We start from the raw sequence: 21,356 nt of genomic DNA on the forward strand, positions 1-21,356 counted from the left end.
AGTTTATAAGGAGGAAAAATTATGAGGCTGGTCCTTTTAGGGTTACCTGGTGCTGGGAAAGGCACCCAAGCTAAAAGAATCGCAGAGGAGTACCACCTGACGGCTATTTCAACTGGTGAAATGTTACGAGAAGCAACCAAGGAGAAAGATACATTCGGACTCAGAGTGCAAGAATATATGAATAAAGGAGAGCTAGTTCCAGATGAGTGGATAATCTCATTGGTTAAGAGTCGCTTACAAGCAAAAGATGTTGAAAATGGCTTTGTTCTAGATGGTTACCCACGTACCCTTCAGCAATAAGCCAGGTATTGCTTTGTTGCAAGCTTTGAATTATATGTTTTCTGGTATAATGGCTGGCTATTTTTTAAATGTTATTTGGCTGGATGCTTTTTTCTTTTACCATTCATTATTGACGAGATCCACTTTTTCATTGAAAAGAACATTCTGCTGAAGCGGTACATTGTGTGAATTTTTCTGTTGATTGTTTCGAATTTTTATATTGCATATATGGTTACTTTTTTTCAGTTCTATTCTTTTTTGCTGTGGGGTATCGAAGGCATCTTCGAATTGCGGAATTTAGTCGAATGCTGCTAAAACTTACTGTTTATGCACTATTAGCGTTATTAATGACGGCTGCACTTATTCTCCCCACATTGTTCTACTTGACGTAAGGGATTCGAAACACTGTTCAAACGATAGAATCAACTTTTTTTACTAAATTCTTAGCAAAGATTTTTAACGGAGTTTATTTTAATCGAACCTTTGTTAATACAACAAAATCAGTTTATCCGCATATATATAGTGACATACAATCACTTGTAGTGGTACCGACTTTCTTTCTCTCAAAGCAGATTACTCGTCGAGAATGTTTAATCTATGGCATGCGTTTCTTTTTAGTTTCCTATGTATCTATTTAATGGCACGGGCTCTAGACTTAGGTTTATGGGAAATGAAGAAAATACTAATCAGCTGAATTTTTTTGGTCAGTGATTCTAGGTTATTTGCTAGTAGTGTAGGAAATAAATTTTGCTTTATGGTTTTGGAATCAATTATTAATATTGCTACTTGCGGTCATTACGAGGATATTCCTTAGGAAAATCACAGTCTGAATCTTCCCTAGAAACTATAGAATGACAAGGGGGAGATGAGCAAATTCCTAATTGATTAAATAGGGTGCGTTACTAGTTAGCTCCATAGTAAGATTTTTTCAAAATTTTCTTGAGGTTGGATCAAAAAGGGCTCTTTTCAATTAGATTAAAGACACTCATAAAAAATAGGGAAACGAACTTATAATCGCGTTCGTTTCCCTATTTAATTTATTATGACCATAAAACAATTTGAATTTAGAAAGCACCTTCTTTCTTTGATAAAAAGTACTACTCGTAATCTGTCAGGACTGATAAGACTTTTTATATTAGCTAAATAAAGATTGGATATATTGATTAGCATTCTTAAATTCAACTGTATCGATCAGTGTGCCTTGTACAATCAATCTCGTTACAGCTTCCAAATCCCCGCATGTAACAAGAGTGATCATTTCTTTATTAGGAATATCATCAATGACTTCTACTTTTGATGGATCCACTTTTTCTTTCAAAGACACTTGGTAAATATAAATATTCTTTAAGTCTGTTACATATATTTTTTCTTTTAGAGAAATAAACTCTAATGGAGAAAATAATATAGTTTTATCTTTAGCACTATGGCTTGCTAAAGCATAATTTCGTTCTCCCATCTGCTGATTTGATTTCATTGTACCAGCCCCAGAAAGTAGTGAAATATTGTCTAAGCCTTTGTATATGGGTAAAGATAATTTTACATCAGGTATAGCGATACCACCTATTATAGGTAAATCACTATTTTTAAATTGTGCTTTTAATACTAACTCATTTGAAATAGATTCAACAGAATCAAAGTCAAAGTTTCCTTTCCTTTTCAGATTGTCTTCCAAATCTTTCTTTGAATAATTTGCTATGTCATATTGTTGAACTTGTTTATTCAGTAAGTAAGATCGAATTTGAAAATTAAATATTAAAACTAAGCCTATAAGAAAAATGGTAATTAAAAGTAAATTTAAAAAAATACGCTTGATTCTTTTTATCATTTTTAGATTCCTAGAAATGGAGCAGGATCTACGAATCCAGACCAATTTGAGCTAGTCGCTATTCCAAAATGTAAATGAACTCCAGTTGAATTTCCTGTAGTCCCCATGGTGCCAATGGTCTGGCCAGCACTCACTGATTGGCCCAGTGTAGCAATAAAATTACTTAGGTGAAGGTAATATGAGTAGTAGCCATCTCCGTGATCAATAATAATGTAATTACCTGCGGATCCATCAAAGGATGCCTGCACTACAGTTCCTGATCTAGATGCCATGATAGGCGTTGACGAAGTTCCACCCATATCTATACCATCGTGAAAAGATCCAGAGAATCCAGTAGGATCAGATCTTCCGCCAAATGGACTTGTGACAATAATGTTGGCTACGGGTGCGCCCCAACCAGAAGAACTAGGGCTTTGAACCTGATTATTATTGGAAGAATTATTGTTGTCTTGGTACTCATCTTGATTAACTGAGTTAGATTCTTTATCCGAAGTTTCATTTGTGATCTGTTTTTCTTCCTGCGTATCAGTATTTCCTTGATCTGTTCCTATGTCTTCGTTACCATCTATTTGTGATACTTCGTTTTTCTGATCTTTTATAATAGATGCAGATTCTTCCTCTTGAGCTTTTAAAATAGCCGCAGCTTCTGCTTCTTTTTTCTTTTCCTCTGCTAGGGCTTTAAGTTCCTCTTCCCTTCTTTTTTCTGCTTCTTGTTTTTGATTTTCAAATTTTTCTTTCTCGGATTGCTCTGTCGCCAAAGAAGCGGATATCTCATTAATTTTTATACTTTGATTCAATTTAGCTTCTATAAGATTTTTTTCTTTCTCTTCGAGAGAGCGAGTTTCCTTTTCCGCATCTATAACTTTTTTCTCAGCTTCTTTTTTTAATTCATCTAAACTTTCTTTATCATCTATCTGAGCCTGCATAATCTCATTACTAGCAGAAATAAGCTTAGTCATACCAAAGGCTGCTGTGACTGCATCTGATAATGATTCAGCGTTTACCATGACAGATATTATAGAGTCACTTTTTTGATTTACTTGTGCATTCCGAGCTTGTTCTTCGATAAGTTTATTTCTAAGGTGTATTTTTTTCTCAAGAGTAGTAATTTTTTGATTAATTTCGGTAAGTTTTTTCTCAGATGTGTTTTTTTCCTTTAGCACTTTTTGATATTCATTTTCTAGCTGAGTTATTTTGTTATCTAAATCAGTAAGATAAATTTTAGCTGATTTTTGATCTTTCACAATCGTTTCAATTTTATCATTTTTTTCTTTAATTTTTTCCTCAATAGTCTGCGCTTTAACTAATATACTATTACTAAAAAATAGCGAAAACACAATGACCGAGGTAGATATAATTATTTTTTTCAAATTGATTTTTCACTTCCCTTATTTTTAATTGTGAAGAAATATTTTACAAATATTCTCCTCTCTATTTTTATGTGTATTACAGGTTCTATTAGGAACTGAAATTGGAATTACTATACAAAAAGTAATAGGATCCATATGCTACATTTCAATTTAATAGACAGATTTAAAATAACTAAAACTTATGGAGATTTTGTGGAGTAGAAACATATCTACATAAAATTCACACAACTGTAAAGTATGATATCAAAAGTTAATATAGGAGAACGAATTTAGTGGATAAAATATTGAGACTTACGAAACCTTGGGACTATCTCATTATTATTGGAGTCATTATGGCATCATTTTTACCATATTTACTATTTGATACTAATAAAAATGAAAATAATAGAGAAAGTAAAGATGTAATTGCAGTTGTTAAAATAGATGGAGAAGTCGTAGACAAATTTAACTTATCACAAGTTAGTGAGTCTTTAGAAAAAACATATTATCCTCAAAAAGGGAAATACAATATTATTGAAGTAGCTCCAGGGAAAATTAGGGTAAAAGAAGATAATAGTCCTGATCAAATTGCTGTTCGTACAGGCTGGATTAGTAGACCAGGGGAAATGAGTATATGTTTACCTCATAAATTGATTGTTGAAATTTTAGGAATAGAAGAGAATCCATTAATTTATTAGTATGACTAATAAATAATACAAATCCTACATTTACATTGATTACAGAATGGAGCCGAACTAGACTTTTAATAAGAAAAGTCATAGATATCAGGCCAAAGTAACTACTATCGTTATAATTGATTATATTAGGAATGTTGCATGTAGCACGTTTTATTAGAGATGACTAGGTTATAAAAATATTAATAATTGATATTAATAGGGATGGTGGTTATCATTACAGTGGATAATACTTATTTAACAGATGTGTTTAATCAATATAAATTACGCGAAAATTTACTGTATCAAACTTGGTTTATCAAAAGTGAAAAACGTTTGAAAGCGTTTAAAAAAGTTAGGAAATACGTACAAGTACTTATCAAACATGTCAATAACGGAACGTTCCCAACAGATTTTAAAAATTCAGCCCTAGAGGACATAATGAATGTAATTGCAGAACAAACAGAAATTTTTAAAGGAGCCAAGCATGCATTTATGTGGAAACCTAAATTGAGAATTCCGGATATTTATGAAAATAGGGAAAATCAGTTAGCTTTTTCACTTTGTCTTGATCAAATTCTTAAAGCTAATCAAGAAATTAAAATGTTATTTACTATAAATATTCTAGCAGAAAAGAAAATCAGAGGGCTTGGTCCAGCTGTCGCAAACATTTTATATTTTCTAGAACCTACCATTTTCCCTCCTTTTAACACAGCTATTGTAAATGGATATAATTATCTTACGGGCTCGAAAATTCGCTTAGGTAAATGGGAGGACTATTTTAAACTCCGTGATGGTATGATTGAACTCAACTGCTTAGGAGGACTTTTTTCGAAAGATTTGGGTGCTATCTCAGCTTTTTTATTTGATATTGGGAAACTAAATTATATTGTTCGCGAAAATGAAGAAGAGTATGTCAGAATTTCAGAAAGTAACACACAGAAATTAATAAAACAGAAGTTGGAAAAAGAGGATGGCAAAAATGTGCACCAAAAAATCCAATATATCTTAGCTACTTTAGGTAATGAGATAGGTTATCATGCTTGGATTGCCTCAAACGATCATAATAGAATTGTAGATGGGAATCGCTTAGGAGATGTGTCTATACCTCTATTACCAGAAACAATCTATCAATTACCAAATCCGTTAAGTAGGACGATTGGTTTGATTGATGTTATTTGGTTTTCAAAAAATGGGGAACCGATATGTGCTTTTGAGGTTGAAAAATCGACGTCAATAATTTCTGGGATGAATCGAATGGATGATTTGTATTCGATTCATCAAGAAAATTTGATGATGTATATTGTCTCACCAGATCAACGTGAAGAGGAGATACGAGCACAATTTAATAGACCACATTATATGCGTAATCAAAATTTGCATGATCACTTACGATACATTCTATTTACAGATTTAGAGAAACATGCTAATTTTATGAAGAAATTTGGCAAAGATTTTACAATTTTAGCCCCGATATCTCATTATCCAAGTGGTGAACTAGTTCGGTAGTTATTCTGGACAAAGAAGTTGAAATTAATACGGTTAATTGTAGTATAAATAAGCATTTGGGCAGAATTGGAAATCAATCTTCCCTTTTTTTACGAGTAGCTTCCACATTTATAATGGCGCTCATTGCTATTGAATGTCTTAGCAACGTCTAGAAGAAAATCATCATATTAATGCTGCCCATGCTTCCATTTTAGTAACTTTTCGTTGAAGAAAATTGCGGATAGAGTGAATACTATCTATTCATAACCTAGAAATGTTATCTAAAAAGGTATTTTCCTTATATTCATCGAAGATAATGGTTTTATTTGCACTTAAAAAAGAAACAATAAATCTTACTTCTAGAATCCCCTGGTGTATGGACTACCCCATACACCAGGGAATGTTATGTACTCTTGGTGGAATGCAACGAGTGGATGGAATGATGAGGATCATTTTCTTTGGTGTCAGAAATACATAAAGAAAGATTATAAACCACGCATGCCTTATTCGTTTTATAAAGAGTAAAGTTAGACTAAATATTTTGAGAGAATCAATTCTATTCTGAACCATGAATTTAGTGAATTTTAAAGGAGTGTGAAATATAAATCACACTCCTTTAACTTATTTTAACCGTGATTTCAAATCGCTTAGTTCACTACTTAAGATATCATTTTGCTCTTTTAAATTTTCAAGATCCTGTTTCAATTGTTCGTCATCTTTTTCATTATGCGATCCTGAGTGCATACCCCTCATCATAAATATCATCATTATCGGACATAATAAAAGTAATAACCACTGCATTGTCATCGCTCCTTAACTAAGTTCTTTAGAGTAGCAACTTCTTCTTTTAATTGCTCAGTTTGGATTTTTAAACTTGCTATATCATTTTCGGAACCAGTGTGTTTTGAATGATCTTCTCCATGCATATGATGATGCCCAGCATGTCCGTGCCCTTTATGCATAAACATCATTGAGATAGGGCAAATTAGTAGTAATAGTAGTGGTAAGAGATTAAGTAATGCTTCCATGTAAATCTTCCTCCTTAGATTTTTTGAGATAGATGTAAGTTAATATAGAGCCAATTAATAGGACTATGGACAGGACTTGAGCCATTCTCAAGTTTGCTGTTAGCATTAAACTGTCGGTCCGTAATCCTTCAATCCAGAATCTCCCGACGGAATATAGTGAAACATAAATTAAAAATATTTGCCCAAAGAACATTCTATTTCTAGACACCAGAAGCAAAATAATGAGTACTCCTATATTCCATAAAGACTCATATAAAAAAGTCGGATGATGGTAGGCCCCATCAATATACATTTGATCAATTATGAAAGATGGGAGTTTCAGAGATTGCAGGAACTCTATGTCTACAATTTCTCCATAGGCCTCTTGATTCATAAAATTTCCCCATCGTCCAATGATTTGTCCAATTACTATACTGGGAGCAACTACGTCAGCAACATTCCAAAAAGAAAGATTTTTCTTCTTGCAATAAATAACCCCTGTCAATACAGCACCAATTAATCCACCATGTATTGCTAGACCACCTTCCCAAATTTTTAAGATACTTAAAGGATCATCAATGTACAAAGGTAATTCAAAAAGTACATAGTATAATCTGGCCGATATAATAGAAACTGGCAATCCATATAACAACAGATCAACAATTGTATCCTCAGGCAATGCCGCACGCTTTGCTCTTCTATTAGCAACAAAATATCCGATTATGATCCCAAACACTATGAAAATGGCATACCAATAAATAGTAAATGGACCAAACGAAATAAATACTCTGTCGTAGGGTTCTCTCAAATTCTTCCCTCCTTCCTAATGAACTTGTTTTGACTATAGCAGGCTATTATGGAAATTTTATGTAGACTTTTTGACAGATACATTAGTACACATTTTCTACACAAGTTTTTTTATCATTATATTAAAAGGAGTGATCTAATATAAATATTAATTTAATGAAAAAAAGCATGCTATTTCTATTATTTTTTGTCTTTGCTGTATCCCTCGCGATTACATTGACAATCAACTTCCCTGGTTTGCTCAAAATCAATTTATTCTTTCAAAGCGATATAAATTTTCAAAACTGGAGTAGATCTCAAGTTAATCAAGATTTTAAAAATTTAATGGGCTATTTAAATAATCCTTTTCAAAAAGAATTGGTTTTTGATAATCTATACGTCTCAGATCGCGGTATAAACCATTTTAAAGATGTTAAATTTTTGTTCCAGCTTAACTATTCATTGCTTCTTTCTACGAGTAGCGTTCCTTTATACCTAAACAGGAAAAAATTAGTAACGCGTGATCAAGTCAGAGAAATCACTAGTTTAATCAAGTGGATGATAATATCAGTCTGTGTAATGGCACTTCTGTTTTTTGATAAAGCATTTGTGCTTTTTCATCAAGTATTTTTTGACAATGATGATTGGATGTTTGACTATCGTACAGATCCAATTATCAGTTTTTTACCGGAAACATTTTTCTTTTTATGCTTTTTATTAATTGTAACTATAAGTGTTTCTACTTTGACAACAATTCATCATTTGTTTAATAAAGAAGAACGTACTTTATGAATAGCCTAAGGAGGGATGGTCTTGGTCGAACGCAAAATACAGGTATCGAATTCAGAGTTAGATGTTTTAAAGTTTATCTGGAGATATGAACCGGTAACATGTGGTTTAATAACACATGGAATGCAAGAGCGTAATAGTTGGCATCCCTCCACAACAAAAACGTTAATAAGAAGGTTGTTAGATAAAAATGTGATCACGTTTAACACTTCAAAAAACCAAAGATACTACACTTCACTGATTAAGAAGCAAGAATTTTTAGAAACCGAAATACAAAGGTTACTTTCTGGAATGGATGAAGGTTGTATCTCAGAAGTAAGCTACTATTTAAACGGATTGGTTAAACGTTCTGACACGGAGGAATTCAATGATTTCAAAATATAATCTTTATGGAATGACTTGTGCAGTTTGCGCAACAACAATAGAGAAAAAAATTCATGAGTTGGATGGAGTATATTTCGCTAAAGTTAACTTAACAACTGAGGTTCTAAAATTGGAATATGATGAAGGTGTTTTGTCTAATCATACAGTTATAACAGCTATTCAAGACATTGGTTATGACGCTGAGATTCGAAAAAAAACTGAGATAAAGGTATTTGGAATAAGTGGAATGACTTGTGTGTCCTGCGCTAACAAAATTGAAAATGTAGTTAAATCAATGACTTATGTCAAATATGCCAACGTAAATTTTGAAGCAGAAAAACTCTCGGTAATATCAACTGACCCTTCAGCGGTTGCAAAAATAAGTGATGTTGTCAAAACTCTTGGATATCAGCTATATGCTCTTTCTGAAGAGGAGGAACAAGTAATTTATAAAACAAAAGAACAAGAGCAACAGAAGCTAAGGCGAAGATTTATCACGTCAATGCTATTTACAATTCCTGTTCTATATGTTGCTAGTGCAAATATACTTGAGTTACCCCTATTTGAAATAATTGATTCTACGACAAACCCTAGTTTTTTTTCGCTGACGCAATTGATATTTACCACTCCGGTTATATTGGCCAATAAAGACTATTATAAAACTGGATTTTCCGCACTCATGAAAAAACATCCGAATATGGATACATTAATTGCTTTAGGTACAAGTATTGCTTTTTTATACGGCACCTTTGCAACAATACAGATTATATTCGGAAATTATCTCTATACAAAAGAGCTCTACTTTGGAGCATCAGCAGTGATATTAACGTTAATCAGACTAGAGAAATACCTAGAGTTGGTGACGAAAGATAAGACATCTGAAGCAATACAAAAATTAATGAGGATGACTCCCAAAACAGCGAAAACTATCAGACATAATAAGGAACAGACTGTTCCTATTGAATCAGTTTTAGTAGGAGATGTGATCATAGCAAAACCAGGAGAGCGTTTGCCACTGGATGGTATTGTAATAAGTGGTAAGTCTTTAGTTGATGAATCTATGCCTACAGGTGAAAATCTTCCTGTTGAAAAGAAAGCTAATGACCGAGTAATAGGACCCAGTAAAAATAAAAATGGCGTAATAAGATATGAAACAACTCATATTGGTAAAGACACCACTTTAGCTCAAATAAGCAAACTAGTGGATGATGCACAATCTTCGAAAGCTCCAATCGAAAAACTGGCTGATATCATTTCAAGTTACTTTGTATATATCATTATTCTAGTTGCGATTGGATCTAGTCTACTTTGGGTGCTATCTGGACAAAGTATTTCGTTTTCATTCTCAGTCTTAATTTCAGTTTTAGTTATAACATGTCCTTGTGCATTCGGTTTAGCTACACGGACAGCTATTATGGTCGGTATGGGAAAAGGCGCTGAAAATGGTATTTTAATTAAAAGTGGTGAAGCTTTAGAAACAACTCATCACGTAAAAACAATATTATTCGATAAAACTGGTACGATTACAAAAGGAAAACCTGTGGTAACAGATATAATACTTGCAGAAAATATGGATAGAAACTTTCTCTTGTTTTTAGCGGCCTCTGCTGAAAAAGCATCCGAGCATCCGCTTGGGGAGGCAATTGTAAAAGAAGCCGAAATCGTGGGGATTGATCTGGTTGAACCTAGTATATTCGAATCTTTCTCTGGATTGGGCATTAATGCTATATTGAAAGGTACCGAAGTAAGTTTAGGAAATGAAGAGTTCTTTAAGCAGTTGAATATAGACATTAGTAAATTTAAGTTAATTTCAGATAATTTAGCATCTAAAGGAAAGACACCAGTGTATATTGCAAATGATCGTATCTTTCTCGGAATAATTGCGATTGAAGACACTATAAAGCCAGCAAGTGCATTAGCAATTCAAAAGTTGAATAAACTTGGCCTCAATGTGGTTATGCTCACGGGTGATAATAAACTTACTGCACAGGCAATAGCTAATCAAGTTGGGATCACCAACGTTATTAGTGAGGTATTACCTCAAGAAAAGGCCTATTATGTTAAAATGTTGCAGTCAAAAGAACATAGGGTTGCAATGGTAGGTAATGGGATAAACGATGCACTTGCCCTCGCTCAAGCGGATATAGGTTTTGTGATGGGTTCTGGTACTGATATAGCGATGGAATCTGCGGATATAATATTGATGAACGACGATCTGCAATTGCTAATGTCCACGATCGATTTAAGCAAAAAAACAATTTGGAATATAAAGTCAAATTTGTACTGGGCATTTGCTTATAACATGTTAAGTGTTCCAATAGCGATGGGTGTTTTGAACATTTTTTGGGGGCCTTTATTAAGCCCGTTAATTGCAGGCGTTGCTATGAGTTTTAGCTCAATAACAGTACTTTTAAATTCACTTCGCTTAAAAAACTTCAAAGTCAAATAGGAAAGGTGATTGTCTTATGACTGAACATTTACAGACCTTATTTATTAGTGGAATGGCTTGTCTAGGATGCGCCGGAGAAATTAAGTATGCATTAGAAAAGAATCCCTCAATTTCTGTTAGGAAAGTAAATCTCGAAGAAGGTTTAGTAACTATTGCAACAAAGACAGATTTATCAATTAGCGTTATTAATCAATTGTTGAAAAATACGAATTATAAGGCATTATAAGTTTGGTGAATCATCACATTAAATATGTGAATTCTTATGGTAAGAAAGTTCCTCTATATTCTACTTTTTTCAAATTGAGATATATAGAAAAACCAGTTTTTTAAATTTATTCACTGCTTTTTGTGCATAAGTATATGTTGAATCCAATGGACGGATTTCTGAGAGGCATTTCATGTTTTTTTGAACTCAAAAATCCTTTGGAATCCCAATGTAGGTTTTTGGTATTAGTTGAAATGGATTTTCACTTGGTAGTAGAGGAGGGTAGAGAGGATTGTGAAATTCTTATGTAGAACAATTATTTATTTGAATAGGAGGAAGAACTATCCAAAATAGCAGTTCTAAACTTATATTTCATATTAGGATGCTTATCGAATATCATCATAGCACTTCTACCTGTTAGGATATTCATGAAACTCGAAACCTATGTTTTGGGCGCGATACTTAGCGATATATGTACATGATATGCAATCATACACTAAACAAATCAATCTGTATCTATCCTATATTTAAAAGCTCTAAAACAAACTCTATACATGGTTTCTCCATAAATTTTCCTTATGATACTTGTAAGACAATTCTTAAAAGATTGATTAGATTAGTAAATCCAATATAGGCGACTTTTTTAAGAAAGAAGGAATTTTATGATGAAATATTTGCAAATAGTGGTTATTGACGGAATGAATTGCTCAAGGTGTGCATCAAAAGTAAGAAATGCTTTGGAAGCAGAGCCAACAGTCAGTGTAAAAATAGTTGATTTGGCTAGAGGTACAGTTACTTTCGATGCTGATTCAAAATTAACTTTAACATTCTTAAATCAACTACTAAAAAATACAAAGTATACTGTAACTAGGGATATATCTATATAAGTATAAGTATATGTGGGGGAATCAACACAAAATCTCCACATATTTTTTTTATGGTAACTACATAATAGATATGGGAGATGATGGGTTGAAGAATAATAAATATATTTGGTTAGCAGCAACAATATCAATGTTGACCCTAGGCGGTGTTTTCATATTGATTCAACAGCAGAACAAGGAGGAGCATGCTGAAGTTGTCTTTCAAGAAGAACAACGACAAATCTCAAGTAGAATGTCCAATATGATGGGGGATAATCAAGAAGCTGATTTGAAGGTAGTACACCAAACGGAGAGACAACTATTGATTCCCCCTGTTCTTGAACCATCTTCAAAAAGCAAAGAAAATGTGATATATGATATAGTTGCTCAAAACGGAGAAGTTCAAATAATGGATGGAGAAAAAACTGAAACATTAGGCTATAACGGGGATTTTTTAGGACCAGTTATTAGACTGAAAAAAGGTCAAAAAGTTACTATCAATACAACCAATAATCTTGATGCTAGCACATCTTTTCATTGGCACGGTTTGAAAGTAGCTTCTGATGCAGATGGAGGTCCACATCAGATTATAGAAGCAGGACAGAAAAAAAGTGTAACATTCGAGGTTGATCAAGAAGCTTCTACACTCTGGTTTCATCCCCATCCGGAAGGAGAAACAGCATCTCAAGTTTATAAGGGTTTAGCAGGTTTGATGTATATTGATGATGACAACTCAAAATCATTAGATTTACCTTCCAAATATGGTGTCGACGACATTCCCTTGATTGTGCAAGATAAATCTTTCAGCTCCACTAATCAAATTAACTATGAAAATGATTTTAACTCTGATGGAACAAAAGGGGAGACGTTGCTTACTAATGGCACTATCAATCCATATATTGAGATAAAAAACCGATGGATGAGGTATAGAATTGTTAATGGATCTAATTCAAGAAACTTCACTTTTACTTTGGATAAAGATGAATCATTCTACCAAATTGCTACAGATGGTGGTTTTCTGAATACTTCTGTTAAACTTAGTAAACTACTTTTAGCCCCCGGGGAAAGGGCAGAAATATTAGTGGATACTCAGAATTATAAAAAAGGTGAGGTAATTCATTTACTAGCAAATAATTTGGTTGCCTTGACAATGAGAATTGAGAATACGATAGAAAACAAAGAGTTTACTCCCTCTGATAGTCTAAATACTATTAGTACTTTAGATGAAAAGAAATTGGAAGATTTAGCAAGACAAAGTATTAATTTAAGAGGAATGTCTCACATGGTAAACATCAACAATAAGCAATTTGATATGGAAAGAATAGATTTATATAAAAAATTAGGTACTCAAGAGATTTGGGAAGTTAACAATATTAGTAGTATGATGGGAGGCATGATTCATCCGTTACATATCCATGGTGTTCAGTTTCAAATTTTATCTAGAGATGGAAATCAGCCCGCACTAAACGAGCAAGGATGGAAAGATACTGTGCTGGTAAATCCGGATGAAACAGTAGAACTTCTTGTGAAATTCGACCGTGAAGGTATTTTCATGTATCATTGTCATATATTAGAACATGAAGAGTATGGAATGATGGGACAAATGGAAATTAAATAGAAAATAATTTAAGAAGGATGATTGTCTATGAAAATTCTTATTGTGGACGATGAAGAAAAAATTTTGGAAATTATTGATGCCTATCTAGTTGCTAATCATTATTCAGTTTATAAAGCAATAAGTGGCGCAATGGCATTGGAAAAGTTCGAGAAAAATAATCCTGATTTAGTTGTGTTAGATTTAATGCTTCCGGATACTGATGGATTGACTGTGTGTAGAAAAATCAGAGAAGTATCAAATGTACCAATTATAATGTTAACAGCTAAATCTGATGAGGATGATATTCTTACTGGTCTCAAGTTAGGTGCCGATGACTATATGATTAAACCATTTAGTCCCAAAGAATTAGTTGCGAGAATACAAACTGTATTGCGCAGAACTGAGACCTTATCAAATCCTAATAAGCTTTCTTCAAGTAATGGGGAATTGATAGTATATCCTGAAAGTCGCCAAGTTTATCTACATCAAGTGGAATTAAACCTCACAACAACTGAATTTGATATTCTACACGCCCTAATATCCACACCTAATAAAGTCTTTTCTCGTAGTGATTTGATAGAGAAAGTTAAGGGAATAGAATTTGATGGACTAGATAGGAGCATCGATTCTCATATAAAAAACTTAAGACATAAAATTGAGAATGATGCTAAATCACCTATGTATATTTTGACAGTCCATGGTACAGGATATAGATTTGGTAGCCACTAATGAGAAAAAGAACGATAAAAACTCAATTAGTTCTTTCCTTTTTAGCAATCGCAACATTAATAATAGGATCGATTAGTTTAGTCGCATTAAGTTTGACGAACAATCATTTTAGTAAATACGTAGAAGAGCGACAAGAAGATTTGTTGAATCAGTATGTATATACAATTGATTTATTGTGGTTAAATAGTGGAGAAACATGGAACAGCGAGGAACTTGCAGCACTTTCTGAGAAAGCATTAGAAAATAATATTTATTTTTCTATAGAAGACGAACAAGGCAACATGGTTTGGGAACTTAAAGGAAAAAATTTGAAGTCAGCACAGGACAAACTGAAAAAAAATGCCTTGAAAGTTTCCGAGAAAAAAAGTGTGAAACTAGACGAAACAATAGAAGCGAAAAAGAAGTTAATTAATGATGGAAACGAGTTTGGAAAAGTAACGTTTTATTATTTCGGACCTTTTGCTTATACTGAGCACGATGCCTTGTTTATCTCTAGTATGAAACAAAGTTTAATGTATGTTGCTATTGCAGCTCTTCTTGTATCATTTATACTTGCTTCGTGGATCTCTGCTAGATTAGGATTACCACTAAAGCATGTAAGCGACTTTACACATAAATTAACCCGTGGGGAATATGCTGATAAAATCCCACAAGAAACTTCAATTATTGAAATTAATTCCTTGATTGATTCCCTAAATGATTTAAGTAGTCAGTTGGAGAAACAGCATGGACTTCGAAAAAGATTAACTACTGATATTTCACATGAATTAAGAACTCCATTAGCTACCCTTAAAGGCAATGTGGAAGGAATGATTGACGGAGTCTGGAAAATAACTCCCGAGCGCCTACAATCTTGTTATGATGAAATAGATCGTCTAACTCGTTTAATTGGAAATATAGAAGTAATCAACAAAATTGAAGCAAAATATGATCATTTAAATAAAACTGAGTTTAACATATATAAGTTGATTGAATCCGTTATTGAAAATTTCGCCAGCAAAATTGAGTCAAAAAACCTTCATGTTGAAATCCAAGGGGATAACATCAATATATCTGCAGATAAAGATAAAATGAACCAAGTTGTTATCAATCTTTTGAATAATGCTATTAAATTTACGCAAAAGGAGGGAACCATTAAGTTTTCTATAAGTAAAAATAAAGACCATGTTCTTTTAATTGTTGAAGACAACGGCATCGGTATAGAAAAAGATCAGCAACTTCATATTTTTGATAGATTTTATATGGCTGACCCCTCCAGAAGTAGAGCTTTAGGGGGGCAAGGTATCGGATTAGCTATTGTAAAGAGCGTTATTGAAGCGCATAAAGGTAGTATAACTGTAAAAAGTAAATTAGGTCTAGGAACTAAATTTGTTATAAAGTTACCATTTCAATAAAGGAGGAGAGTTATTTGTTTCAAAAACAGATAAAAATTGCTAAACTAGTATGTGAATGTTGGGCAAAAAAAATATTTTTTCAACTGATTTCGATAGATAGTGTCGAAAAAGTTCATTTAGATATCTTATCAAATTCTGTAGTAATCTTTTCTAAGAAGGACTTATCAATAGCTACAATTAAAAAAGAAGTTTTTGGATTACAAATTTATGAGATGACCTAAATGTGATTAATTAAAGGAGGATGAAGACAGTGAAAAAGATGACAAAATTAGTATTTGCAAGTCTTGGAATTATTGTATTTTTAGGAGCGTGTAGCAATCAAAGTGAATCGAATAATTCTAAAAGCACAAACGAGGAATCGACTTCTACAGCGTCTAGTGAAATGAATAGTATGGAGGGAATGAATCACGAAGGTATGGTTCCTTCTTCAATGAAAGATGCTGCAAACCCTAAATTCCCGGTGGGAAGTAATGTTATACTGCTAGGCGATCATATGGAAGGGATGAAAGGTGCAAATGCTCAAGTTGTAGGGGCCTTTGATACTACAATGTATGAAGTAAGCTATGAGCCAAAAACTGGGGGACCAATGGTTAACAATCATCGATGGGTAGTACAAGAAGAGTTAAAAGATACTGAGACTGTAGCAAATGAGGGCGATACTGTTATCTTGAATGCCGATCACATGGATGGGATGATGGGAGCTGAAGCAAAAGTAGATAAATCTATTACAGGAACTGTTTACGTTGTTAATTACACTCCAACCGATGGTCAAGAAGAAGTTAAGAATCATATGTGGGTAACTGAAGATGAGATGGAATATGACGAAAATAATGAGTAATTTTATATACTAAACCAATAAGCTGGTACATGGCCTTCGTATTCTCAACATGAGGAAGATGAGCTCTTTGTTAATAAGGACTGATGAGTTGTGCAAAATCAAATCTGGGTCAGAACGAACCTCATTCTGGCTCAGATTTTTGGCTCTTCGACATTTAGTGCTGGTAGAGAGACAACTGAAAATTTAGTCATAACCAGTTAGGCAGAGTGCTTAACTGGTTTTTGTTTTACTTGGAAGATCAAGCCTTGAATGAGATAAATTCTTGCTCGAAAGTTGTGGAAATTTCGATAGCCGTAGGCTACTCGTTTTATCACTTTTATCTTATTATTTGTTCTTTCCAATGCACCATTACTATACCTGGGTTTTAAAGCATATTGAATCCCTAATTTGTATTTATTTAAAAACGTCAGCTTCTTACAAAACCATTGTGGAAGGCATTGATCTAAGCGGTTCTGTTGCAAAGTTTTAAATAAAGAATAAAATCCCTTACGGTATCTATGATTTAAGCTGGGATTCCCAATAATACCTTGATTTCAGTACAGACCGAAAACCCGAAGAGAGTGCCTTCTTTTCGGGTTTTCTTATATAATCCTAGAATGTCTTCCATGCCTTTAATCGTGGTAGAGGCAGTGCGTAAACTTCGATAGAATTTATTGCGTCTCTTTACTGGACGATGGTCTTGTTCAATCAAATTATTCAGGTATTTAATGGTACGATGTTCTGTCCCTTGATAAAAGCCGTATTCTTTTAGTTTCTTAAAGGCACTTGTAATAGAGGGGGCTTTATCTGTGACTACAACCTTCGGTTCATCAAACTGCTTCACTAACCGCTTAAGAAAAGCATAGGCTGCTTGTGTGTCCCGTTTTTTACGTAACCAAATATCCAAGGTTAAACCATCTGCATCGATGGCTCGATACAAATAATGCCATTTTCCTTTAATTTTGATGTACGTTTCATCCATTTTCCATGAATAAAAGGATTTTTTATTTTTCTTTTTCCAAATTTGATAGAGTAGTTTGCCATATTCTTGCACCCAACGATAAATCGTCGTATGAGAAACGTTAATGCCACGATCATATAAGATTTCTTGAACTTCACGATAGCTAAGGTTATAACGAAGATAGTAGCCCACGGCTACAATAATCACATCCTGCTGAAATTGCTTTCCTTTAAAAGGATTCATCGTCATTCCTCCTGCTATCTTTTTCTATTATTCTACCTTATTTGATAGTAGATTTAAAACTTTGCAACAGAACCGCTGATTATTTAGCTTATTAACGATAGACTCAATTGGTTTATTGAAACATACGCTACCTAAAAAATAATTAATCGTCAAATGATTTTTGAATATAGGAACAACAAAAAAAGTTGAAGCTAAAGAAATTGGAGCAGACGTTCAAAAAGACGGAACAGTTACAGTTAAAGGTTTAGACGGAAAAATGAAAGTTTTACCAAAAACAGGTGAAACAGCAAATATTGCATTGTCTGTCCTAGGTTCATTAATGGTATTAGGATCAGGAATCATTTTTAAAAAGAGAATTTAAGTAAATTTAAAAGCATGGTCGCAAGTTTCACTAGCAGCCATGCTTTTATTGAATCATTGTAGGACATTTTAAAGATAAAATTGCCCACTTTAAAATTAAACATGTGCTTAGAATCGTTCTAGGCAACACCAATAACAACAGATAGAATCAGCAACTTGGCTTCATTTTGAAATCATGCTATAATGAATGTGCGAAACGAGATAAGTTCTAATGAATAGCACAAAAGCCCAACCTATTGCGAGTAGGTCGGGCTTTTCTTTGCACTTGTTGCGAATACAAGCGTGTGAGTTAGACAGCAACTTGCTTGCTATCGTCTAATCATCTAACCAATGATCAACTAATGTGATTATTAGACCCACTAAAAGTGGTGCGATAACTAACGAGATAATTTGTTCCATGAATAGCACCCCCTTACGGGGCAAGTTGCCGTTAATTAGTATAGCATACTTAATATTCTAAACAGTTGATAAATTAAGATAAAAGCTAAAATCACTAATCACAAGTGATTTGTGATTAATCACTTGTGATTTACAAGGTGTAACGATATAATTAAATGGAAAACGTGCAAAATATTTACATAAACAGGGGGGAGAAACTTGGAACTAGCATTTAGAGAAAACTTAAAAAAGATGAGAGGTACCAAATCAAAAGAAAAATTCTCCCAAGAATTAGAAATGAGTAGATCAAATTATTCACGAATAGAATCAGGAAAATCAGATCCAACCATAAAAACACTAGAACAAATTGCAAAGTTAACTAACTCAACGCTAGTAGTGGATTTAATCCCAAATGAGCCAACAGAACCAGAATCAGAACAAGTAACATTGGATTTAGAAATGGAAGAAGAAATAATCTCAACTCTCCAAAATCCTCAAAATACCGCTATATCAAGCCATTTCCAGCCTCTACTTTTCCACCCTTGTTATCAATCCCACCAACTCGATGTGGCTTGAGAGGACAGAATGAATGTCATTTGAGTATGTTCGTTCTCGGAAACATATTCACTGCGTTTTTAGCACCATCGGTAGACGGGAACATATCCATTCATGATAAAAAATAACGTGTCTAATTGCATAATCATGATTGAGTAGAGTTGTCAAAAGAATAAACATAACGTATTTCAGTAAGTTTTTTTCCTGTAATTTCAATAATGCATTCATCGTCTTCATTGCATCGCCACTTATTCTTCCGGCTGAATCAATACTACCCCCTGCTCTGAGATGACAATAATGATATCACCTGAAGCTGGTATCCCCTTGTTGGAAGTATATCTTTCAAAAAATTTGACAAAACTTATCATCTAGTACAATTTCCATGCCTAAAACCACAATATTAATATCCCTCGACTACTATAACTTCACCTTCTTCATCAGTTGGGGGTTGAAAATGATCATAATAAGTGGAAGCTGTTTGCTCCGTCAATATGATATCATTTTGATGATTTCCGTTTCTTTTTCGAATACGTTCCATAACAACTTCCTTAGGTGTCTTTATATAATAGATTTTGGGTTCTATGTCGTATTTCTTTAATAATGAAATATATTCATTTCTCATTTCTCTAGACCAAAATGAATAATCGAGAACAATATCAATGTTTTGCATGATAAGTGAAATTAGTTTTTCATCAAGATAGGTTTTAATATCTTCTAAAACCTCCTGAGGTAAAGGATGTTCATTCAAACCTCGTTTGAATGATTCTTCATCATAAGATAGTATTGTCATCCCGGTACTTTCAAATTTTTTTGCTAGTGTTGATTTACCTGCTCCCGCAGGGCCGCACATTAAAATAACTTTACTTTTCGACAAATTATCTACTGTATTTTTCATTGATATAACCTCCTATAACAAACCAAGAAAACATGACACTCTCCTTAAGCATTATTACTATTCACTCTTTTCATGATTTCCTGTACTATTGATGTTTTAGCATTCGCATAGTGCTGGACATGCCTCCATTTATGCATTGGCACTTAATCTCTTATTACTGGAGTTAAATTCATATGATTTTTAATCTGCAAAAAAGTTTATAGCACCGTCGCTTATACCAGAAAATATAACAAACGCCGCATTGTTTTTTTTGTGCACTTTAATAATCTATTCAACTAAGGAATTAAGCTGGCTGTCAAGAGAGTAATATCGTATTGAATCTCAGGTGGAAATTTTCTGCGGTATCTTTTTTGACTGAAATGACATTAGTGTCTTTTGGGGATTGTGCATGTAAGTATTTTTTAAAATCATTTTAACAAATTTTGGACAAAAATTCTCATGAAAAAACAGAATTTAAATAGCATGATAAATTAGAGAAGATAGTTTAATGTGCTTATAGGAACACCCCACTTTTACAGTCACAATCAATAACCTTGCTACTTTCTTTCGAAATTGATAAGAGTCTAAAGGATTGACAACGCTTGATAGTGAGCATAAACTTAATGTACGCTAGTTAGTTTACAAGTGCAAACTAAAAAAGTACGATGTGTCGTCTCTGAAATTCTCCCTGATTCAAGTCATAACCAGAGTACATATCGGTTATTTTTTGATTCCATATTTTTTCCTTTATGTGCTGAGGATTAAGGGGTACCAATTGTAATTGCGCATTATATGGTCTTTGTTTAGAATCGCTCTCCAAAAAGCCAATTTTTTTGCATAGAATTTTAGATGTGGTACCATTAATTAGAATTATTATAAATAAGAAGTAGGTATCATTGTTTCAGTACAAAGACTAGGAGGAATGGAAGATGGAAATAGACTACAAGGATCATGGGAAGAAGCCGTATATCATTAATATTGAAGACGCCACCACAGGAAATGATAATTACCGGACGACCATTTGGACAGGCAGTAAATTGCAAGTCACCGTAATGTCCATTCAACCGGGCGATGACATCGGTTTGGAAGTGCACGAAGGCATTGACCAATTTATCCGTATTGAAGAAGGAGAAGGCGTGTGTAAAATGGGGCCTTCTAAAGATAACTTACATGTTCAACAAAAAGTGATGGATGATGACGCCGTATTTGTTCCGGCGGACATGTGGCACAACATCGAAAACACCGGTGATAAGCCGCTCAGACTGTATACCATTTATGCTGGTCCAGATCACCTTGAAGGAACGGTTCACCCTACTCATGAAGACGCCAAAAACGATCCAAACGAACACTGAGGTACACTAGGATGAAACA

The 21,356-nt window shown here is 33.6% G+C and carries 25 protein-coding genes and 1 pseudogene; 16 read left to right on the forward strand and 10 right to left on the reverse strand.

The window, feature by feature from the left end:
- Positions 1-21: 21 nt before the first annotated feature.
- Entirely contained in the window at positions 22-300 is a 279-nt protein-coding gene (locus IGJ74_RS04350; protein ID WP_002337547.1) for an adenylate kinase family protein, read from the forward strand.
- Between the two features lie 1,114 nt (positions 301-1,414).
- Here the strand turns inward: IGJ74_RS04350 and IGJ74_RS04355 are convergent.
- Together IGJ74_RS04355 and IGJ74_RS04360 are read right to left on the reverse strand one after the other, a co-directional pair.
- On the reverse strand, positions 1,415-2,104 hold the full coding sequence (locus tag IGJ74_RS04355) for a class A sortase (RefSeq protein ID WP_002337548.1): 690 nt from the start codon (positions 2,102-2,104) through the stop codon (positions 1,415-1,417).
- Between the two features lie 2 nt (positions 2,105-2,106).
- A complete protein-coding gene (locus tag IGJ74_RS04360) occupies positions 2,107-3,474 on the reverse strand; it encodes a peptidoglycan DD-metalloendopeptidase family protein (RefSeq protein WP_002337549.1) in 1,368 nt (455 codons plus the stop codon).
- Positions 3,475-3,746: 272 nt separating this feature from the next.
- On the opposite strand from IGJ74_RS04360, the gene IGJ74_RS04365 reads away from it, so the two are divergent.
- Positions 3,747-4,151, forward strand: coding sequence for a NusG domain II-containing protein (locus IGJ74_RS04365; protein WP_002337550.1), 405 nt, complete (start codon positions 3,747-3,749; stop codon positions 4,149-4,151).
- A 201-nt stretch (positions 4,152-4,352) separates the two neighbouring features.
- Complete coding sequence (locus IGJ74_RS04370; protein WP_218193587.1) at positions 4,353-5,636, forward strand: type II restriction endonuclease; 1,284 nt, start codon at positions 4,353-4,355, stop codon at positions 5,634-5,636.
- 600 nt (positions 5,637-6,236) lie between these two features.
- Here the strand turns inward: IGJ74_RS04370 and IGJ74_RS04375 are convergent.
- From IGJ74_RS04375 to lgt, 3 genes are read right to left on the reverse strand one after another with little or no spacing between them, the layout of a single operon-like run.
- Complete coding sequence (locus tag IGJ74_RS04375; RefSeq protein WP_002307645.1) at positions 6,237-6,422, reverse strand: DUF2933 domain-containing protein; 186 nt, start codon at positions 6,420-6,422, stop codon at positions 6,237-6,239.
- Complete coding sequence (locus IGJ74_RS04380) at positions 6,419-6,643, reverse strand: DUF2933 domain-containing protein (protein WP_002307648.1); 225 nt, start codon at positions 6,641-6,643, stop codon at positions 6,419-6,421. The genes IGJ74_RS04375 and IGJ74_RS04380 overlap by 4 nt, the downstream gene beginning before the upstream one ends.
- Positions 6,627-7,430 (reverse strand): prolipoprotein diacylglyceryl transferase, encoded by an 804-nt coding sequence (lgt, locus tag IGJ74_RS04385; protein WP_002294779.1) that lies wholly within the window; start codon positions 7,428-7,430, stop codon positions 6,627-6,629. Before lgt ends, IGJ74_RS04380 begins: the two co-directional genes overlap by 17 nt.
- A gap of 155 nt (positions 7,431-7,585) precedes the next feature.
- Between lgt and IGJ74_RS04390 the strand changes: the two genes are divergently transcribed.
- Genes IGJ74_RS04390 through IGJ74_RS04405 form a run of 4 tightly spaced genes read left to right on the forward strand, consistent with a single transcriptional unit; the run spans position 7,586 to position 11,235 of the window.
- Positions 7,586-8,200, forward strand: a complete 615-nt coding sequence (locus tag IGJ74_RS04390) for a TIGR01906 family membrane protein (protein ID WP_218193588.1) — start codon at positions 7,586-7,588, stop codon at positions 8,198-8,200.
- Positions 8,201-8,215: 15 nt separating this feature from the next.
- A complete protein-coding gene (locus IGJ74_RS04395) occupies positions 8,216-8,581 on the forward strand; it encodes a BlaI/MecI/CopY family transcriptional regulator (RefSeq protein ID WP_033604469.1) in 366 nt (121 codons plus the stop codon).
- Entirely contained in the window at positions 8,565-11,009 is a 2,445-nt protein-coding gene (locus tag IGJ74_RS04400; RefSeq protein ID WP_029486063.1) for a heavy metal translocating P-type ATPase, read from the forward strand. Before IGJ74_RS04395 ends, IGJ74_RS04400 begins: the two co-directional genes overlap by 17 nt.
- A 16-nt stretch (positions 11,010-11,025) precedes the next feature.
- Positions 11,026-11,235 (forward strand): heavy-metal-associated domain-containing protein, encoded by a 210-nt coding sequence (locus IGJ74_RS04405; RefSeq protein ID WP_002325575.1) that lies wholly within the window; start codon positions 11,026-11,028, stop codon positions 11,233-11,235.
- 340 nt (positions 11,236-11,575) lie between these two features.
- Here IGJ74_RS04405 and IGJ74_RS04410 read toward each other — a convergent pair.
- A pseudogene (locus IGJ74_RS04410) lies at positions 11,576-11,695 on the reverse strand (transposase); the annotation flags it as partial.
- Positions 11,696-11,876: 181 nt separating this feature from the next.
- Between IGJ74_RS04410 and IGJ74_RS04415 the strand changes: the two are divergent.
- Genes IGJ74_RS04415 through IGJ74_RS04440 form a run of 6 tightly spaced genes read left to right on the forward strand, consistent with a single transcriptional unit; the run spans position 11,877 to position 16,635 of the window.
- Positions 11,877-12,101, forward strand: coding sequence for a heavy-metal-associated domain-containing protein (locus IGJ74_RS04415; RefSeq protein WP_002294786.1), 225 nt, complete (start codon positions 11,877-11,879; stop codon positions 12,099-12,101).
- Positions 12,102-12,111: 10 nt separating this feature from the next.
- Positions 12,112-13,695 (forward strand): multicopper oxidase family protein, encoded by a 1,584-nt coding sequence (locus tag IGJ74_RS04420; RefSeq protein WP_430608694.1) that lies wholly within the window; start codon positions 12,112-12,114, stop codon positions 13,693-13,695.
- 27 nt (positions 13,696-13,722) lie between these two features.
- Positions 13,723-14,403 (forward strand): response regulator transcription factor, encoded by a 681-nt coding sequence (locus IGJ74_RS04425; RefSeq protein ID WP_029486065.1) that lies wholly within the window; start codon positions 13,723-13,725, stop codon positions 14,401-14,403.
- The gene (locus IGJ74_RS04430; RefSeq protein ID WP_218193610.1) at positions 14,403-15,797 is read left to right on the forward strand and encodes an ATP-binding protein; all 1,395 of its coding nucleotides are present in this window, start codon (positions 14,403-14,405) and stop codon (positions 15,795-15,797) included. Before IGJ74_RS04425 ends, IGJ74_RS04430 begins: the two co-directional genes overlap by 1 nt.
- A 14-nt stretch (positions 15,798-15,811) precedes the next feature.
- A complete protein-coding gene (locus IGJ74_RS04435; RefSeq protein ID WP_002307659.1) occupies positions 15,812-16,018 on the forward strand; it encodes a hypothetical protein in 207 nt (68 codons plus the stop codon).
- A 20-nt stretch (positions 16,019-16,038) separates the two neighbouring features.
- On the forward strand, positions 16,039-16,635 hold the full coding sequence (locus IGJ74_RS04440) for a YdhK family protein (protein ID WP_002316691.1): 597 nt from the start codon (positions 16,039-16,041) through the stop codon (positions 16,633-16,635).
- Positions 16,636-16,832: 197 nt separating this feature from the next.
- Here IGJ74_RS04440 and IGJ74_RS04445 read toward each other — a convergent pair whose 3' ends face one another.
- On the reverse strand, positions 16,833-17,159 hold the full coding sequence (locus IGJ74_RS04445; RefSeq protein ID WP_374955047.1) for a transposase: 327 nt from the start codon (positions 17,157-17,159) through the stop codon (positions 16,833-16,835).
- Positions 17,138-17,818: an IS6-like element IS1216 family transposase gene (locus tag IGJ74_RS04450; protein WP_162985212.1), complete on the reverse strand. Its 681-nt coding sequence runs from the start codon at positions 17,816-17,818 to the stop codon at positions 17,138-17,140. Before IGJ74_RS04450 ends, IGJ74_RS04445 begins: the two co-directional genes overlap by 22 nt.
- Positions 17,819-17,978: 160 nt before the next feature.
- Between IGJ74_RS04450 and IGJ74_RS04455 the strand changes: the two genes are divergently transcribed.
- Positions 17,979-18,179 (forward strand): LPXTG cell wall anchor domain-containing protein, encoded by a 201-nt coding sequence (locus IGJ74_RS04455; RefSeq protein ID WP_002337566.1) that lies wholly within the window; start codon positions 17,979-17,981, stop codon positions 18,177-18,179.
- Positions 18,180-18,493: 314 nt separating this feature from the next.
- Here IGJ74_RS04455 and IGJ74_RS04460 read toward each other — a convergent pair whose 3' ends face one another.
- Positions 18,494-18,577 carry a type I toxin-antitoxin system Fst family toxin gene (locus IGJ74_RS04460; RefSeq protein ID WP_071869432.1) on the reverse strand — a complete coding sequence of 28 codons (84 nt, stop codon included), beginning with the start codon at positions 18,575-18,577 and terminating at the stop codon, positions 18,494-18,496.
- 198 nt (positions 18,578-18,775) lie between these two features.
- Between IGJ74_RS04460 and IGJ74_RS04465 the strand changes: the two genes are divergently transcribed.
- A complete protein-coding gene (locus tag IGJ74_RS04465; RefSeq protein ID WP_002337567.1) occupies positions 18,776-19,132 on the forward strand; it encodes a helix-turn-helix transcriptional regulator in 357 nt (118 codons plus the stop codon).
- Between the two features lie 379 nt (positions 19,133-19,511).
- Here the strand turns inward: IGJ74_RS04465 and IGJ74_RS04470 are convergent, their stop codons facing one another.
- A complete protein-coding gene (locus tag IGJ74_RS04470) occupies positions 19,512-20,006 on the reverse strand; it encodes an AAA family ATPase (protein WP_002337568.1) in 495 nt (164 codons plus the stop codon).
- A gap of 908 nt (positions 20,007-20,914) precedes the next feature.
- On the opposite strand from IGJ74_RS04470, the gene IGJ74_RS04475 reads away from it, so the two are divergent.
- On the forward strand, positions 20,915-21,337 hold the full coding sequence (locus tag IGJ74_RS04475; protein WP_002307506.1) for a cupin domain-containing protein: 423 nt from the start codon (positions 20,915-20,917) through the stop codon (positions 21,335-21,337).
- The last annotated feature ends 19 nt before the right edge of the window (positions 21,338-21,356 follow it).

Source organism: Enterococcus sp. AZ009 (assembly GCF_050548785.1).
Lineage (GTDB): Bacteria > Bacillota > Bacilli > Lactobacillales > Enterococcaceae > Enterococcus_D > Enterococcus_D entomosocium.